Source organism: Hydrogenophaga sp. RWCD_12 (assembly GCF_046604225.1).
Classification (GTDB): Bacteria; Pseudomonadota; Gammaproteobacteria; order Burkholderiales; family Burkholderiaceae_C; genus Hydrogenophaga.
Genome location: NZ_JBKIXC010000005.1, coordinates 37,495 through 55,148 on the forward strand (window position 1 = coordinate 37,495; position 17,654 = coordinate 55,148).

The window sequence follows — 17,654 nt, forward strand, 5'->3', positions numbered from 1 at the left end:
GCGTTCAGGTCCCGGCCTTGTCGGCCAGGTTGATGATCACCACACCAAAGCTGATCAACACAAGGCCAAACCACTGCCACCCATTCAGGCGCTCGTCGAAGAACACCCAGCTGGCCGCGGCCACCAGCAGATAGAAGAACGAGCCGTTGATGGCGAAGGCCACCGAAAGGCGTTCCTGCGCCAGCACGAAGAACCACAGCACGTAGCCGCCCACCTGCAGGGTCAGGGCTGCGTACACCCAGGGAGAGCTGATCGCGGCCAGCAGGAACTGGACGATGCCTTCGTTCTTGAGGATCGGCGAGATGCCATTGACGGCATTCTTCAGCACCAACTGGCTCGTGATGGTGAACGTGGTCGTCAGGATGATCAGCAGGATGACTTGCATGGCAGGAGGGAAAAATCAGACGGGTGTCTGGGAAAGCGCTTTGCGCTTGCGGTGCAGCCGGCGGTGGATGGCCACCTTGGGGACCGACTGCATGTCGTGTGAGAGGAAGGCCAGGATCAGCTGGAAACCCATGAGCACCGGCAGCGCGGCCAGCATGACCGTTCCTGGCGCCGTCATGACGTTCTGCTGGGCCGAGGACTGCCACTGGGTCGCTCCGTACACGGTACCCATGAGCAGCAGCAGGGGGCCGGCCAGCAACTCCAGCGACGCCGGAGACAGATCGCGAAGGAAATAGTTGTAGAAGATCCGCTTGAAGAAGTTGCGGATGTGCTTGAAGAGGAAGTCGAAAACGATCGACTTGATCTTGAGGTTGCTCTCTTCGTCGCCGTAGTTGGCGTCCATCGGCACGTCCAGCACCACGCAGCGAAGCGTGTTGAGCCGGAACAGCATGTCGCTTTCGAAAAAGTAGCGGCGGCTGATCTTGTCCAGGGGAAGGTGCTCGACGATCCGGGCGTGGATGGCCGTGTAGCCATTCGTGGGGTCAAACACGTCCCAGTAGCCGCTCGAGATCTTGGACATGAAGGACAGCACCGCGTTGCCGAACAGGCGCACGGCCGGCATCTGGCTGATCTCGCTCAGGTCAAAGAAGCGGTTTCCCTTGGTGTAGTCCGCATAGCCTTCGAGGATGGGGTCGATGAACTGCGGCAGCAGCTCGGGTGCCATCTGGCCGTCGCCATCGATCTTCACGATGACGTCGCAACCATCGTCCACGGCCACCCGGTAGCCATGCATGACCGCACCACCAACACCCAGATTGACTTCGTTGAAGACCACCTTGACCCGCGGGTCGCGGCAATGTTCCTGCACGAATCTGCCCGATCCGTCCGGACAGGCATCGTCCACGACATAGATCGCGTGACACCGTGGACCGACCCGCGTGACCACGTCCAGGATGTGGGCCGTCACCCGGTAGCTTGGAATGACAACCCCCACTTTGGCGTTGACAGGGCTCATGAATGGCAGGGCGAAACGGTGTGTTTTGGGGCAGCGCGCTAGTTTAACAGCGTGTAAACAGTCGCCTGTTTGGCCTTCTTATAATGCTCGATTGCTTCCGTTTTGCGTTGCCCCGTCGCCCATCGACGCTTCGTCTTCATGGGTGCCAGAACCCCCACCTGCGCCGGTCGGACCACCCGCGGCGGCCATCTTCAAATGAACTTCACCCCCCTGCAGATCCCGGATGTCATCGTGTTCGAGCCCAAGGTGTTCGGGGACGAGCGAGGTTTCTTCTACGAGAGCTTCAACCACGCCCGCTTTGAGGCCGCCGTGGGCTACCCGGTCAGCTTTGTTCAGGACAACCACTCCAAGTCGGTGCGAGGCGTGCTGCGGGGCCTGCACTACCAGATCCAGCAGGCCCAGGGCAAGCTGGTGCGCGTCGTGCAGGGCGAGGTCTTCGACGTGGCGGTGGACCTTCGCAAGTCTTCGCCGACGTTCGGTCGCTGGGTGGGCGAGCGTCTGAGCGCCGAGAACAAGAAGCAGCTCTGGGTGCCGGCCGGCTTTGCCCACGGCTTCATCGTCCTGAGTGAGACCGCCGAGTTCCTCTACAAGACCACCGACTACTACGCGCCGGCCCACGAGCGCAGCATCCTCTGGAACGATGCGGACCTGGCCATCGACTGGCAGTTCGCCGGCCAACCGGCGCTGTCGGCCAAAGACCAGGCGGGCGTCACCTTCCGACAAGCCGAAACCTACGCCTGAATCCGCGATGAAACTCGTTTCAGTTGTCCTTTCCGGTGGGGCTGGCACCCGCCTGTGGCCGGCCTCCCGCCAGGCGCTGCCCAAGCCATTCATGAAGCTCGGCGGCGGGAGTGCCTTGCTGGAGCAGGCGATTTCACGCGGCCAGGCCTGCGGCACCGACGACCTGTTGATCGTTACCAACCAGGATCACCTGTTCCTCACACAGGGCTTGCTGGGCGAGATGACCGATCCGCCCCATGCGCATTACCTGCTTGAGCCGAAAGGGCGCAATACCGCTCCAGCCATCGCCCTGGCGGCGCTGGCTTGCCAGAAGTCGCATGGCGATGATGTGGTGATGCTGGTGCTGCCTGCCGACCATCTGATTCCCGACACGGAGAGCTTCGTGGCCAACGCGCTGGAGGCTGCCCGGCGGGCACAGGAAGGCCATCTTGTGGTGTTCGGCATCCATCCGACGGGGCCGGAAACGGGGTTTGGCTACATCGAGGTGCCCAAGGTCGGGCGCGAGGTGCAGCCGGTCCTCAAGTTCGTCGAGAAGCCCGATCTGGCCACCGCCCAGGAATACCTGGCGACCGGGCGTTTCTACTGGAACAGCGGCATGTTCTGCTTCACGGCTGGCGGACTGCTGAAGGCACTGGCCGAGCATGCGCCAGATGTGCTGGCCGCGGCGCAGCACGCGATGGCCTCGGCCGACACCAAGGCCTTGCCCCTTCCCGACGCCACCAAGGCCCCGATGGTGACCCGTTTCGATGCGCACGCGTTTGGCCGCCAGCCCGACATCAGCATCGACTATGCGGTGATGGAGCGCGCCACCAATGTGGTGCTGGTGCCGGCCCGTTTCGGGTGGAGCGACGTCGGCGCCTGGCCGGCGGTGGCTCAGGCGCATACCCCCGACGCCAGCGGCAACACGCTGGGCTCGTCCGAAGGCACCGACTGGGTGGCCGTCAAGACCACCGGTACCCATGTGCACGTGGACAGCCATGGTCCCAAGGTTGTGGCCACGGTCGGCGTGTCCGACCTGGTGATCGTGGACACGCCCGACGCCTTGCTGGTCGCCAGCAAGCAGGAGGCACAGAACGTCAAGAAGGTGGTGGACGCCCTCAAGGAGCGGCACGCCAACAGCCACCAGCACCAGAGCACGGTGCAGCCAGCCACCGTGCACCGGCCCTGGGGTACCTACACCACGCTCAAGGAAGAAGAGGGTTACAAGGTCAAGCGGATCACGGTCAGGCCCGGACAGAGCCTGAGCCTGCAGTACCACCACCAGCGCGCCGAGCACTGGGTGGTGGTGCATGGCCGTGGCTTGGTGCAGGTCGGTGACAAGGAATTTCCGACCCGTCCCGGTGAGTACCGCTACATCCCGCTGCAGGAAAAGCACCGCCTGACCAACACCGGTCACGACGAGCTGGTGCTGATCGAGGTGCAGTGCGGCGACTATCTGGGCGAGGACGACATCGTGCGCCTGGCCGATACCTACGGACGCGTCTGATGAATGCATTGATGGCGCTGTGGCGCTACAGGGGATTCATCCTGGGCAGTGTCCAGCGGGAGTTCCAGAGCAAGTACCGCAATTCGCTGCTCGGCGCGGCCTGGAACATCGTCAACCCGCTCTCGATGATCATCGTCTACACGGTGATCTTCGCGAACCTGATGCGGACCCGCCTGCCCGGTGCGCAGGACCATTTCTCTTTCAGCATCTATCTGTGCGCCGGCATCCTGACCTGGGGCCTGTTTGCCGAGATCACCAACCGGGCGACCGGGATGTTCATCGAGAACGCCAACCTGATCAAGAAGCTCAGTTTCCCGCGCCTGTGCCTGCCGGTGGTGGTGGTCGCGAATTCGCTGCTGAACTTCGGCATCCTGTTCGGCCTCTTCCTGCTGTTTCTGGTGATCTCGGGGCACTTCCCCGGATGGGTGATCCTGGCGGTCATTCCGCTGCTGGTGCTGCAGGTGCTGTTTGCCATCGGGGTGGGGATCAGCCTGGGGGTGCTCAACGTGTTCTTCCGGGACGTCGGGCAGTTTTTTGCGCTGTTCCTGTCCTTCTGGTTCTGGTTCACCCCGATCGTCTATCCGGTCAGCGTGCTGCCGGAAAGCGTGCAGTCGTTGATGCGTTACAACCCGATGGCGCGCCTGATCGAGGGGTACCAGCAGGTGTTGCTGCACGCCAGCATGCCCAACTGGTACAGCCTCTGGCCGGTGGTCGTGCTGACGGCGCTGCTGTGTGTCTACGGGCTGTGGCAGTTCCGCCGCCATGTCGGCGAAATGGTCGACGAGCTTTGAAGGGTTGACGGGCATCCATGGGAACGATTTCGGTCAACAATCTGGGCAAGGCCTACAAGCAGTACCCCACACGCTGGGCCCGCCTGCTGGAGTGGCTGAGCCCGTTTCACCAGCAACGCCACACGCTCAAGTGGGTGTTGAAAGACATCCACTTTTCAGTCGGGCAGGGCGAAGCGGTCGGCATCATCGGCATCAACGGTGCCGGCAAGAGCACGCTGCTCAAACTCATCACCGGCACGACGCAGCCCACCACCGGCAGCGTGCGCATGTCCGGTCGCGTGGCCGCGATGCTGGAACTCGGCATGGGTTTCCATCCGGACTTCACCGGCCGCCAGAATGCTTTCATGGCCGGGCAGCTGCTGGGTTACACGGTCAGCGACATCGAGAAGCACATGCCGGAGATCGAGGCGTTTGCCGAGATCGGTGATTACATCGACCAGCCGGTGCGCGTCTACAGCAGCGGCATGCAGATGCGTCTGGCCTTCAGCGTGGCCACGGCGATCCGCCCCGACGTGCTGATCGTCGACGAGGCACTGTCGGTGGGTGATGCCTACTTCGTGCACAAGAGCTTTGCGCGCATCCGCGCGTTCCGGGAGCAGGGCACGACGCTGCTCATCGTCAGCCACGACAAGGGCGCCATCCAGGCAATCTGCGACCGCGCGATCCTGCTCAACGAAGGCACCATCGCCATGGAGGGCGAGCCCGAGGCGGTGATGGACTACTACAACGCCATGCTCGCCTCGCATCAGAGCCAGAGCGTGCGCCAGGACGTCGTTTCCGGCGGCAAGATCCAGACAGTCTCCGGGACCGGTGAGGCCAATGTGACGGAGATTGCCCTGCTCGATGCCGCAGGCCAGCCGATCGAGCACGTCAATGTCGGACAGAGCGTCACGTTGCGGGTGGAAGTCGCGGCCAGGGAACCCATCGAGCGGCTGGTGCTGGGCTTTGGCATCAAGGACCGGCTCGGGCAGATCATTTTCGGATCGAACACCCACCACACCAACCAGGCGGTCGAGGATGTGCCGGCGAGCAGCGTGGTCCGGTTCGACATCAGCTTTCCCGCCAACTTCGGGTTCGGAACCTATTCCATCCAGACCGCACTGCACAGCACGGACACCCATCTGGTGAACAACTACGAGTGGCGGGAGCGCTCGCTGGTGTTCAACGTCATCAACACCAGCAAGCCCCATTTCGTCGGCGTGTCCTGGCTCGATCACAAGGTGAACGTGACATCGACGGCCCCGGCGCCGGTGCGTTCATGAGCACCACCGTCCCTTTTTACCGGGCCTTCGAGGACCGTTACCGAGGCAGCCGCGATGTCATCAAGGCGCGTCTGGCGATTTACCTGGATTTCCTTCGGCCGCTGATCGGCCAGGGTGTGGGTGTGCCGAAGGCGGTCGACCTCGGTTGCGGACGTGGCGAATGGCTGGAACTGCTGGTCGAGAGCGGGTTTGATGCCACCGGCATCGACCTGGACGAGGGCATGCTAGCCGCCAGCCGCGAACGTGGGCTGGCGGTGGTGCGGGGCGATGCGCTCGCGCACCTGTCTTCTCTCCCGGACAACAGCCAGGCGGTGGTCTCCGCGTTTCACCTGGTCGAGCATCTGCCGTTCGATGCGGTGCAGACCCTGATTTCCCAGAGCCTGCGGGTGCTCCGGCCCGGGGGGCTGCTGATCCTGGAGACGCCCAATTCGGAAAACCTGGTCGTTGGTACCAGCCATTTCTATCTGGACCCGACGCACCAGAAGCCGATACCGCATCAGCTGTTGGGTTTTCTCGCCGAATACCACGGTTTTGTCCGCAACAAGATCCTGCGGTTGCAAGAGGCCGAGGCCACGGCGATCAGCCCTTCGCCCACGCTCTGGGAGGTGCTGGTCGGCGCGAGCCCGGACTATGCGGTGGTGGCCCAGAAGGGCGGGGCAGAGGAAGACCTGGCGCGATTCAACGACGCGTTTGGCCGTGAGTACGGTCTGTCGCTGGAGGCACTGGCCCACCGCCATGAAGTGCATGTCCGCGGGCTAGGTGAGCAGATGCAACGGGGCTTGCATGCCCTGGATGCAGAGCTCACGCAGACCGGCGAGGTGTTGCGTCAGGCCGCGCGGAAGGTGCAGCAGCTGACGGCTTCGGTCGAGCAACTGAACGCCGAAGTGGAGCGGCTGCAGTCCGAGCTGTCGTCGCAGCGCGAGGCGTCCAGCCGTGGGGTGGAAGACCTGTCCTCGCAGCTGCAACAAAGCCGGGAGATGGTTGAATCGCTGTCCCATCAACTGGCGGCATGGCGCGCAGGTACCGACGCCAGCATGGCGAATGCGGTGGAGCGCCTGAACCGGCTCGAACGCAGCGGTCTGTCGGCCTGGATCAAGTATGGACTGGTGCGCCCTGTTGTCGGCGCCAGTCTCGCACTGGGGGCTGCCGTGCTGGCGCCATTCCCTGGTGTGCGGCAGCGCAGCGGACAGTGGCTGGCTTCCCGTGTGCCGGGGCTGCACCGCCGGCTGGCTTTGTTGCGCAATGGCGGGGTGGAGCAATCTGCGCAGCCCGCAGTTGCCGAAGTGGTGATGCCTGTGCCAGAGGTTCCCCGGGGCGCTTTCAAGCGCGCCGCTGCCGTGGCACCGGCCGTGCTGCTTGCGGACCCTTCGCTGTCGACGATGGCGCGCCCCGTCGATCTGGAAAGCTGTCTGTCTCCCATCAGTGTCAAGCGCGAGCATGAGTCCCTGGAGACCGTGACCACGCTGGGTCAGATGCGGCGCAGCGCCACTTCGTTGGCGTTTGTGTTGACCATTCACGACGGTGACCGTGCTGCACTGACCCGCAGTGTCCAGTCGGTGCTGCGCCAGACCGATCCGGCCTGGGAACTGCTGTTGTGTGCACCCGCCGAGCTGCAGCCATTGGTTGACGAGTGGCTGGACATCGACTGGCGCATCCGACGCGTCACCGGTACTTCGGACGACGAGGTGCAGAACCTGCTCAAGGCCAGTGCCCAGTGCACCACGGCCTTCATGGGGCTGCTGACACAGGGCGATGGTGTCGACGACGACCTCGTGAAACACCTCAGCCAGGCACTGGCCGCTGATCCCGGCCTGGACCTTGTGTATTCCGACGAAGCGACGCTGCTCGACGACGGGTCGGTCGTATCGCCCTTCTTCAAACCCGACTGGTCGCCCGAACATCACCATTCGGTGAATCTGCTGGGCCGCTTCCTGGCGGTTCGAAAGGCGCTGCTGCTCAATCTCGCTGTGCCAGGCAGTGGCTCGCCGGAAGCCGACGAATATGCGCTCTCCCTGGCGGTATCGGCCAAGGCGCGTCGATTCGCTCACCTGGAAGACCTGCTGTACGTGCGTCGGCGTGAGAGCGATGTGCCTGCCGGAGGTTTCTTTTCGCCCGAAGCGCTGGAGCCTGCAAGGACGGTGCTTCAGGCGCACCTGTCGGCGACCGACCCGGGTGTGCAGGTGATGGCCCATGCGAGTCCGGGCTGCCTGCAGGTCCGCTGGCCAATCCCCGAGGGTCTGGAAGTGACCCTGCTCATCCTGACCAACATGCAGGAGCGTGAGTTGCCGGGGCGTGGCAAGCTGGTGCTGGCGACCAATTTCGTCGAATCCATCATCGCCAAGTCCACCTACCCGGGCTACAAGATCATCGTGGTCGACGACGGCCATGTGCCCGACGACCTGCGTGACCTGCTGGCACGGCACGGTCACTCCACCGCGACCTTCGTCAAGGATGGTGACTTTTCATTTGCAGCGAAGTCCAACTTTGCAACGTCGCTGGTGAAGTCGGGTGTGGCGCTGCTGCTCAACGACGACCTTGAAGTCATTGCCCCCGACTGGATCGAGGCGCTTGTGAGTCACGCTGCGAGACCCGATGTCGGGGTGGTCGGTGGCAAGCTGCTGTTCCCCAACAACCGCATCCAGCACGCCGGCATTTCGACCGGGCTCAATGGCTCGGCCGGCCACGTGTTCATGAACAGCCCTGCGGACGCGCTGGAATACGGTGGTTACGCCTCGGTGGACCGCAACTACGGCGCGGTGACGGGCGCGGTGATGGCCTACCGCAAGGAGTTCTTCGACCGCATGGGCGGCTTCGACGAGTTCTTCCGGGTGGACTACAACGATATCGACTTCTGCCTGCGCTGCGTGCGCGACGGCTACCGTGTCGTCTACACGCCGCACGCCTTGCTTTACCACTTCCACAACTCCAGCTTCAAGCGCAAGCACGACAAGAGCGCGGAGCGGCAGGAATTCCTTTCGCGCTGGCAGCACCTGGTGGAACGCGATCCCTATTGCGGCCTGCACCTGCGCACCATCAGCGCCGAACAGGCACACGCCGAGGTCACAGCATGACGACCGCGACCAACGACAAATCCAGGACCGTGGTCGACCCCTACGACGCGGTTGCCTACGACCAACTGCTGGACCGGCTCGAACAACTGGCCCGCGACGAAGCGGAGCGCCGTGGCGCTGACTGGAACGTGGCGATGGGTGCTGCCGATGAAAGCCATCCGGTGATGCGCCAGGCGCTGACACTGGTGATGTGGGGCCTGTTCGATCTCGATCACTACCTGACCACCTACCCGGACATCGCGGCTTGCGGCGCCGATGCGCTGATGCACTACGTGCAGTACGGCGACCGGGAAGGCCGGTGGCCGAACGCCCATTTCAACCCGAGCACCTACCGCCACCACTTCGCGCCAGGGGCGCTGGATGATGTGTGTGCGCTCTATCACTACGCCGTGTTCGGCGAAGACCTGGGGCTGGACTCTCCCACGGCTTTTGCGCCCCGGCGCTACCTGTCGTCCAACCCCGAATTGCAGGGCTGGGTGGACCGGCCAATGACGCACTTCCTGCATCTGGGCAAGCCGGCCGGTCTGGTCCTGCACCACCGCATCCGCCTCTCCAGCGACCAGAACGTGGCCGTGCCGGAACGCCTGGCGCTGCCAGTGCCTCTGCCGCTGCAACCGGAGCAGGGCATCAACGTCGTTGGCCCGCTGGACAAGATCTCCGGCCTGGGCGTCAGTGCGCGCGGCTATCTCGAAGGGCTGACGCGGGCCGGCGCACCGAAGCTCGGTACGCGCGCCCAGCAACGGGAGTTCCCGCGCCAGACCAGCCTGGGCAGTGACCAGCTGGTGCTCCCGGCGTTCATCGATGGCGCCAGGGTCAACGTCGTGCACATGAACGGCGACACCTTGCCGATGATGCTGGAGCTGGGTGGGGACGCCCTGTTTCGCGACACCTACAACATCGCGGTCTGGTACTGGGAGCTGCCCACGCTGCGGCCCGAGTGGCAGGTGTCGATGAAGTACTTCCACGAGTTCTGGGCACCGACGCCCTTCATCGCCGAAACGCTGCAACGATCCACCGCCAAGCGGGTCACGCTGCTGCCACCGTACCTCGCCTACCTGGATGGCATCCGTCCGGAGTCGGAAGCCTCCGGCACGCACAACTTCGTCTATTGCTTCGACGCCAACAGCATTCTCGAGCGCAAGAACCCGGGTGCGCTGCTTGACGCGTTCTGGCAGGCCTTTCCGGCCGACCAGGGCCATGGCGACGTCCGCCTGACCTTCAAGATCACTTACCCGGACCACAGCAATCCCGAGGTCAAGCGGCTCTACGAAGCCGCCGCGGCCGATTCACGTGTGCAGATCATCGACTACCTGCTCAGCGACGAGGAACTGCATCGACTGATCGGCACGGCGTCCGCCTATGTCTCTCCCCACCGCTCCGAAGGGCTGGGGCTCACGGTGGTGGAGGCGATGGGGGCGGAGGTCCCGGTGATCACGATTTCTTTTGGCGGACTGAGCCATTTCATCTCGCCGGAAACCGCGTTGCCGGTCCGCTTCGACCGGGTCGAACTGCCGGTCGACTACTTCCCGTATCCGCAAGGCTTCGTGTGGGCCGATCCCGATGTCGATTCCCTCGCCGAGAACCTGAGATTCGTGCTCGAATCGCCTGCCGAGGTGCGACGCCGCGCGGTCGCTGCCCGTGCGCATGTGCTCGACTTCTTCTGTTCGGAGCGCCTGGTCGCCGCCTACCGGGCGGAACTGGATCGCCTGACGGAACTGGAGCCGTGAGGCCGCTGCCTCGGACCAAGGGAGGCGCCACATGAAACTGTTCATTCAGATCCCCTGCTACAACGAGGGTGCGACCCTCGCGGTGGCGCTGGCCGCGCTGCCCCGGCAGGTGCCTGGGTTCGACGCCGTGCACTGGCTGGTGATCGACGACGGTAGCAGCGACGACACGGTGGAGGTCGCTCGCGCCAACGGGGTGGACCACATCGTTCGCCACTCCGGCAACCGGGGCCTGGCACGGGCCTTCATGACGGGCATCGAAACCGCGCTCTCGCTGGGCGCCGACGTGATTGTCAACACCGACGCCGACAACCAGTACAACGCCGCCGACATTCCGTCACTGACCGGCCCGATCGTCCGGGGGCAGGCGGAAATGGTCATCGGCGCCAGGCCGATCAGCGACATCACTCATTTTTCCCCTGTGAAGAAGGCCTTGCAGAAGCTGGGCAGCTGGGCTGTGCGTGTTGCCAGCAAGACCTCCATTCCCGACGCGCCCAGCGGGTTCCGGGCGATCAGCCGGGCCGCCGCCAGCCGCCTGATGGTGTTCAACGACTACACCTACACGCTGGAGACCATCATCCAGGCGGGACAGAAGAACATCCGCACGGTGTCGGTACCGATCCGCGTGAATGCAGACCTGCGTCCCTCGCGGCTGGTCAAGAGCATTCCTTCGTACATCCGGCGCAGTGTCATCACGATCATCCGCATCTTCGTGATCTACCGGCCGTTCCGTTTCTTCTTCACCATCGGCATGGTGCTGTTCCTGGCGGGGCTGCTGCTTGGTCTGCGTTTCCTCTGGAAATACCTCACCGGGGATGGCAACGGACACATCCAGTCGCTGATCCTGGCGTCGGTGTTGCTGGGCATGGGGTTCCAGACCTTTCTGGTCGCCTTCGTCGCCGACATCCTGGCGGCCAACCGCATGCTGCTGGAAGACATCCGCTACAAGCTCAACGTCTCCGACCAGCGGATCAGCCCCACCGTTTGGTCCGCCGACAGCACGCCAGCGCCCGTCGCGCCTGAGGAGCAACAGGCTTCATGAACACACGCGTCACGGGCGGCACCAGCGAAGGAGGGGTGGTTGTCGGCAACACCTTCGACAAGTACGGCAGCCGCAACCCTGTTGTCCGCTATCTGATGAACGGATTCACGCAGTCTCTGGAGGGATTCATCCGGCAGGCTGCACCCGAATCGATCAACGAGATCGGTTGCGGCGAAGGGCACTGGGTCATCCGATGCCAGGAAATGGGCTATCGCGTGAGGGGATGCGACTACTCCAGCACCGCCATCGGGATGGCGCGAGAGAACGCGGCCAGGCATGGCGTCGACCCGTCGTGCTTTGCCGTGAAGAGCATCTATGAGCTGGACCCGCAGCAGGAGGCGGCCGATCTGGTGATGTGCTGTGAGGTGCTGGAACATCTCGAACACCCCGAGCAGGCCTTGCAGAAGCTGCGGCAGATCCCCGCGCGGCACTACATCCTCAGCGTACCGCGGGAGCCGCTGTGGTGCGCCCTCAACCTGGTGCGCGGCAAGTACGTGGGTGCGCTGGGCAACACCCCCGGCCACCTGCAGCACTGGAGCAAGGCCGGATTCGTCCGTGCCGTCTCGGCACACTTCGACGTGCTGGCGGTGGCTTCGCCATTGCCGTGGACGATGCTGCTCTGCCGCCCCAAAGCGGGCCGCTGAATGGCCAGGCCGCTCAAGCCGATCCTGGCCCGCCTCGGCTCGGTGCTGGCGGTGGCGGGACTGGCGTTTGTCGGTGTCCGCCTGGTCGACTACTGGCCGCAACTGAAGGCTGCGCCGTTGTCCGGCACGCTGGTATTCCTGCTGGTGTTGCTGGCCGTGGGCTACGGGCTGGCGAACGTGCTGCTGGCGCTGGCCTGGCGGGATATTCTGCGTGAGCTGGGCGCGCCGCTGTCCGTGGTGCGGAGCGTCGCGGTCTACGGACGTTCGCAGATCGCCAAGTACGCTCCGGGCAATGTGTTCCACCTGGCAGGTCGCCAGGTGCTGGGCATGGCCGAAGGTGTGCCGGCGCAGCCGCTCGCAAAGTCGATCGGACTGGAGCTGGGGCTGCTGGTCGTGTGCGCCATCGGGCTGATCGGCCTGCTGCTGCAGCGCTGGCTGGCATCGCAGGTGGGAGCCCTTGCCTGGGTCGTGCCGGCTGCGTTGGCGGTGGTGGTCGTTGGTGCGGTGTGGCACTGGCGCTGGTTCCGCGCTGGCAGGGCCTTGGTCGCGCAATCGCTGTTCCTGCTGTTCTCGGCCGGCGTGTACTGGGCGGTGCTGGCCAGCCTGGCGCCCGAGGCGGTGTCCCGGGTGCCGGCAGGTGTGGTGCCGGGAGCCGCGATCGCGGCATGGCTGATCGGGCTGGTGACTCCCGGGGCGCCCGCGGGGCTGGGCGTGCGTGAAGCCGTGATGCTGCTGATCCTCGGGGTCTGGGTGCCGCAGGCCGATCTGGTGCTGGCTGTGCTGCTGGCGAGGCTGGTCAACATTGCCGGGGATGTGGGCTTCTTCCTGGTCGCGCTGTGGCTGGCGCGCCGGTCGGTCGGGCAGGTCACCGCAATGCGAACCCCCGAGCGACCCCATGGCTGATCCCCGCCTGTTCGGGAGGTCACAGTGGTGGCCTGATGCGCTGCTGGCGCTGTGCGGGCTGTTGCTGGCCTGTTCGGTGCATGGTGCGCTGCCCAGGTGGATGGTGCCGGTGCAGTGGCAGATGGTCTGGAGCGGTGGCTTCGCCGAGTCGCTGGCAAACCAGGGCTGGTTTTCTCTGTATGCGAACAACTTTGGCGCGCCGGCGCGAGCGCCGATTTCGTTTGGCCTGAGCGGAGTCTGGCCCATGGCGGTGCTGATCCGTCTGGGGCTTGCGCTGCCGGATGCCTATGCGATGACCGTGGCGCTGTGGCTGGCGGTCGCGTTTGCCGGGGCCGCCGCACTCGCCCTCCGCCTGGGGGCGCACCGGAGGGTGGCCCTGATGCTCGCCACCTGCTGGCTCACTCTGCCCATGGTGTGGGGCCACGCCTGGTACAGCATGTTGGCGCTGGGCATCGCTTTGTTGCCAACGTATCTGCTGGTGACCCTGGGCCTGCTGCAGTCGCAGCGCGGCAGCCTGAACCTGAAGGTGAGGTGGACGGTTCTGACGCTGGTGGTGGCGGGCGTGGCCGTGTTCATGGATGGCTACACCTTTGTCATGTATGGCGTCGGATCGTTGCTGCTGGTGGCGACCGCATTCGTGATGGCGCCCGGGGCGCGCAAGCCTGCGCTGAGGGCACTGGCGGTGCAGCTGATGGCGCTGGCAGTGGCCTACCTGGCCTACAGACGCTACGTGGGCGAACTGCCGCTGGAGTCCACGCCGCTGGACATGTTCCGGGGGATGGCGTTGGACCTGCATTACCTCGTGGTGCCGACGCTGCGAGCCTATCCGCTCTGGGATGTCATCGGTTGGTCGAGCGCCCGCAGTGCCCTGGACCAGTTCGGCGACGCCTCGGTCTGGACCACAACATTCGCGTTGCCGCTGGTGGTCACGGGCCTGGTGGCGTGGGTGGGCTGCCGATCGAGGTCGGTCGTCACGGTGGCGGCCAGTGTCATTGTGGTGCTCGCGTTCTACCTGGCTCTGGGGCCATCGCTCAAAGTACTGAGCGCCGCCAGCTTTGCACTCCATCCTTCCGCGCCTGGCCAGATGCTTGCCGCCGCCGGACGGGTCGAGACGGGCAATGCATGGCTCTTCTCTTTGCCTGGTTTCTCGTCCATGCGTGCCACCTACCGTTGGCTGGCGTTGGCATTGCTCGGTCTATGGATCCTCATCGCGGTCTGGATGGGGCGCCGATGGCAGGGCCGGCAGACGGTGCCACTATTGATCGTGTCGGCGGTGATCGCGCTGCAGCTGCCAGACCTTACCGGGCAATGGCGACAGAAGCGAGACCTTCGCAAGATGTTCGTAGCGATGGAGCAGGCAATCGCACAGGACATGGCCTCCCTGCACCTCGGCAACGAACGCACGGTATTCCTGCCGACGGGCAATGATTTCCTGGTCAACCACATCGCAGCCAGGTACTGGCTTGCCACCTACAACATCGGTGGCGACAAGAATCTGGAGCTGGCCCGCCGCCAGTGGCCAGCGTCGGTCCGCAACGCGCGTGCAATGCCCGGACCCGGCATGGCGCTGGAAATCCGCAACATCCTGCTCAGGGGGGACGCCCAGACGGTGGTGCTGCCACATTTCGGGCTGCTGGACGCTTCGCACGAGTGGCCGTGTCAGGCCTTGAGTCCCCTGTCTGGCGTGCAACCCTGGTCCAGATACGGCCGGGACGCGGGACCTCTGGGTCTGCAGGTGAGTGTGCCGATTGACATGGTGCGGAATGAACAAGCGATCTATCTGAGCAAGGCCCCGTCGGCGACCGATGTCCAGCTGCCAGCGCTTTCGCTGCGGTCGGCGCCGGTGGGGTCCGTGTTGCAGCAGCGCTCGGTGAACGGTGGATGGGAGAGCGTTGCATCTCTTCGACTGGGGGCAGCGCCAGAGGCGCGGCTGTTGCTGTCCACTCCACAGGCCTGCCGAGTCGGCATCTGCGAGCAGGAAGTGACACTGGGTTGGCGCGGCGGCGGCGCTGTGCCGGCCGACAGGGTGGTGTTCACCAATGTCGGACCCGAATGTCCGCAGCCCATGCACGAGGCGCTCCGGCCGGTGCTGCTGGAACTGCGTGCCGATCCCTGGTTTGAGGTGCAGGAGGCAAAGTTCTTCTCGGTGATCCGGCCGTCGCTCAGGCTGCGGAACACCGCCGTGCAGGAACGCAACGCTGCTCTCGCCGACTTCCTGGCCTTCCCTTTGCAGACCAGCAGCTCGGAGCCGCGGCTGGGCATGGTGCTGCTCGATGGCTGGCACGATCCGGAGCCGGCGCACATCTGGTCGAAAGCAAACGCTTCTCTGTCTTTGCCGGTGCCGACGCATTGCCGTGTCACCGCTTGCGAGATCCGGCTGAGGTTTTCGGCCTTTGGCGCGAGTTCCGCACAGCCACTGACGGTGACCGCCACCCACGTGCGCAGTGGAGCAGCTGTGACCTGGAACGTGAGGTCGCCGGATCGGTTCGTCGGCCGACTGCCGCTGGAGGCCGGCGAGGGCGTTGACGACATCCGGCTGTCCATCCCGCAGGCGGCGTCACCTCGCCAGCGGGGTGTTTCCCCGGACGACAGGGTGCTCGGTATCGGCCTGATGCAGATCGACATCCAGCCCGCGCCGGAACCCTGAGGCGGGATGGAGCAGGGCGCCTAAAATCAAGGATTGCCTCAGCGACACCCACTCGACACATGAAAACTGCACTCCTCACCGGCATCACTGGTCAAGACGGCGCCTACCTGGCAGAACTCCTGCTGGGCAAGGGCTACACGGTGTACGGCACCTACCGCCGCACCAGTTCGGTCAACTTCTGGCGCATCGAAGAGCTGGGCATCCAGAATCATCCCAACCTGCACCTGGTCGAATACGACCTGACCGACCTGGGCTCCAGCATTGCCCTGGTGCAGAAGGTCCAGCCCGACGAAATCTACAATCTGGCGGCGCAGAGCTTCGTGGGCGTGAGCTTCGACCAACCGACCACGACGGCGCAGATCACCGGGGTCGGCGCGCTGAACCTGCTCGAAGCCATCCGTCTGGTCAACCGCAAGATCCGCTTCTACCAGGCCAGCACCTCCGAAATGTTCGGCAAGGTGCAGGCCATTCCGCAGGTCGAAGACACCCCGTTCTATCCGCGCAGCCCCTATGGTGTGGCCAAGCTGTACGCGCACTGGATGACGGTGAACTACCGCGAGAGCTACGACATCTTCGGCAGCAGCGGCATCCTGTTCAACCACGAAAGCCCGCTGCGTGGCCGTGAATTCGTCACCCGCAAGATCACCGACTCGGTCGCCAAGATCAAGCTGGGCAAGCTGGATGTGCTCGAGCTGGGCAACATCGACGCCAAGCGCGACTGGGGCTTTGCCAAGGAGTACGTCGAGGGCATGTGGCGCATGCTCCAGGCCGACCAGCCCGATACCTTCGTGCTGGCGACCAACCGGACCGAAACCGTGCGCGATTTCGTGCGCATGGCGTTCAAGGGTGCTGGCGTCGACGTCGATTTCCGTGGCCAGGCTGAAGGCGAGACCGCGGTCGATGTCGCCACCGGCAAGACGGTGATGCGCGTCAATCCGCGCTTCTACCGCCCGGCGGAGGTCGAGCTGCTGATCGGCAATCCCGCGCGCGCCAAGGACAAGCTGGGCTGGGAGCCCAAGACCACGCTGGAACAGCTGTGCCAGATGATGGTCGAGGCCGACATGCGTCGCAACGAAGCCGGGTTCTCGTTTTGAAGATTCTGCTGACGGGCGCGGACGGTTTCACCGGCCGCGCGTTCGCCCGCCTGGCGCAAACCGCCGGGCATGAGATCGCTGCGCTGGGCTGCGATCTGACCGATGCCGCGGCGGTGGCCGAGCAGGTGGACGCGATCCGACCCGAGGCCGTGGTCCATCTCGCCGCCATCGCTTTCGTGGCCCATGAGGATGCGACCGCGCTGTACGCCGTGAACGTCGTGGGCACGATGAACCTGCTCGATGCGCTGTGCCGCCTGCCGCAGCGGCCCCGGCGCGTGCTGGTGGCCAGCAGCGCCAATGTGTACGGCAACTGCGAGACGTCGCCGATCGCCGAGACCACGCCGCCCGCGCCAGTGAACCACTACGCGGCCAGCAAGCTGGCCATGGAGCACATGGCGCTGACGTGTGCGGACCGGCTGTCGCTGGTGCTGGCGCGTCCGTTCAACTACACAGGCCCGGGACAGGCAGGGCAGTTTCTCATCCCCAAGCTGGTCGACCATTTCGTGCGCCGCGCGCCCCGCATCGAGCTGGGCAACCTGCATGTCGAGCGCGAGTACAACGATGTGCGCATGGTCTGTGAGACTTACCTGCGGCTGCTGGTCGCAGACGCTGCGCCAGCCATTGTCAACGTCTGCACCGGCCAGACCCATTCGATCCGGCAGGTGCTTGATGCCCTGACCGACATCACCGGGCACACCATCGAGGTGGCGGTCAATCCGGCCTTCGTGCGCGCCAACGAAGTACACCGTCTCTGCGGGGATGCCGCACGCCTTCGGGCCGCAACCGGTCCTTTGCCCGCCTACACCCTGAGCGACACCCTGCGCAGCATGCTGGGCGCTGCGTGATCGCG

General features: G+C 64.6%; 14 protein-coding genes. 12 read left to right on the forward strand and 2 right to left on the reverse strand.

Annotated elements, in window-relative coordinates; translation table 11 throughout:
* Window positions 1-4 precede the first annotated feature (4 nt).
* Window positions 5-385 carry an EamA family transporter gene (locus ACLIJ1_RS18735; RefSeq protein WP_411367074.1) on the reverse strand — a complete coding sequence of 127 codons (381 nt, stop codon included), beginning with the start codon at window positions 383-385 and terminating at the stop codon, window positions 5-7.
* 15 nt (window positions 386-400) lie between these two features.
* Entirely contained in the window at window positions 401-1,399 is a 999-nt protein-coding gene (locus tag ACLIJ1_RS18740; RefSeq protein ID WP_411367075.1) for a glycosyltransferase family 2 protein, read from the reverse strand.
* Between the two features lie 195 nt (window positions 1,400-1,594).
* Between ACLIJ1_RS18740 and rfbC the strand changes: the two genes are divergently transcribed.
* Genes rfbC through ACLIJ1_RS18800 form a run of 12 tightly spaced genes read left to right on the forward strand, consistent with a single transcriptional unit; the run spans window position 1,595 to window position 17,649 of the window.
* Window positions 1,595-2,140 (forward strand): dTDP-4-dehydrorhamnose 3,5-epimerase, encoded by a 546-nt coding sequence (gene rfbC / locus ACLIJ1_RS18745; RefSeq protein ID WP_411367076.1) that lies wholly within the window; start codon window positions 1,595-1,597, stop codon window positions 2,138-2,140.
* Window positions 2,141-2,147: 7 nt separating this feature from the next.
* Window positions 2,148-3,626 (forward strand): mannose-1-phosphate guanylyltransferase/mannose-6-phosphate isomerase, encoded by a 1,479-nt coding sequence (locus tag ACLIJ1_RS18750; protein WP_411367077.1) that lies wholly within the window; start codon window positions 2,148-2,150, stop codon window positions 3,624-3,626.
* On the forward strand, window positions 3,626-4,417 hold the full coding sequence (locus ACLIJ1_RS18755; RefSeq protein ID WP_411367078.1) for an ABC transporter permease: 792 nt from the start codon (window positions 3,626-3,628) through the stop codon (window positions 4,415-4,417). Before ACLIJ1_RS18750 ends, ACLIJ1_RS18755 begins: the two co-directional genes overlap by 1 nt.
* Window positions 4,418-4,434: 17 nt before the next feature.
* Window positions 4,435-5,679, forward strand: coding sequence for an ABC transporter ATP-binding protein (locus tag ACLIJ1_RS18760; protein WP_411367079.1), 1,245 nt, complete (start codon window positions 4,435-4,437; stop codon window positions 5,677-5,679).
* On the forward strand, window positions 5,676-8,750 hold the full coding sequence (locus ACLIJ1_RS18765) for a glycosyltransferase (protein WP_411367080.1): 3,075 nt from the start codon (window positions 5,676-5,678) through the stop codon (window positions 8,748-8,750). Before ACLIJ1_RS18760 ends, ACLIJ1_RS18765 begins: the two co-directional genes overlap by 4 nt.
* Complete coding sequence (locus ACLIJ1_RS18770) at window positions 8,747-10,477, forward strand: glycosyltransferase (protein ID WP_411367081.1); 1,731 nt, start codon at window positions 8,747-8,749, stop codon at window positions 10,475-10,477. Before ACLIJ1_RS18765 ends, ACLIJ1_RS18770 begins: the two co-directional genes overlap by 4 nt.
* Window positions 10,478-10,508: 31 nt before the next feature.
* A complete protein-coding gene (locus tag ACLIJ1_RS18775) occupies window positions 10,509-11,516 on the forward strand; it encodes a glycosyltransferase family 2 protein (RefSeq protein ID WP_411367082.1) in 1,008 nt (335 codons plus the stop codon).
* Entirely contained in the window at window positions 11,513-12,160 is a 648-nt protein-coding gene (locus ACLIJ1_RS18780) for a class I SAM-dependent methyltransferase (protein WP_411367083.1), read from the forward strand. The genes ACLIJ1_RS18775 and ACLIJ1_RS18780 overlap by 4 nt, the downstream gene beginning before the upstream one ends.
* Entirely contained in the window at window positions 12,161-13,063 is a 903-nt protein-coding gene (locus tag ACLIJ1_RS18785; protein ID WP_411367084.1) for a hypothetical protein, read from the forward strand. It begins immediately after the preceding gene.
* Complete coding sequence (locus ACLIJ1_RS18790) at window positions 13,056-15,710, forward strand: hypothetical protein (RefSeq protein ID WP_411367085.1); 2,655 nt, start codon at window positions 13,056-13,058, stop codon at window positions 15,708-15,710. Before ACLIJ1_RS18785 ends, ACLIJ1_RS18790 begins: the two co-directional genes overlap by 8 nt.
* A gap of 59 nt (window positions 15,711-15,769) precedes the next feature.
* Window positions 15,770-16,804 (forward strand): GDP-mannose 4,6-dehydratase, encoded by a 1,035-nt coding sequence (gene gmd / locus ACLIJ1_RS18795; protein WP_411367086.1) that lies wholly within the window; start codon window positions 15,770-15,772, stop codon window positions 16,802-16,804.
* On the forward strand, window positions 16,801-17,649 hold the full coding sequence (locus ACLIJ1_RS18800; protein ID WP_411367087.1) for a GDP-mannose 4,6-dehydratase: 849 nt from the start codon (window positions 16,801-16,803) through the stop codon (window positions 17,647-17,649). Before gmd ends, ACLIJ1_RS18800 begins: the two co-directional genes overlap by 4 nt.
* The last annotated feature ends 5 nt before the right edge of the window (window positions 17,650-17,654 follow it).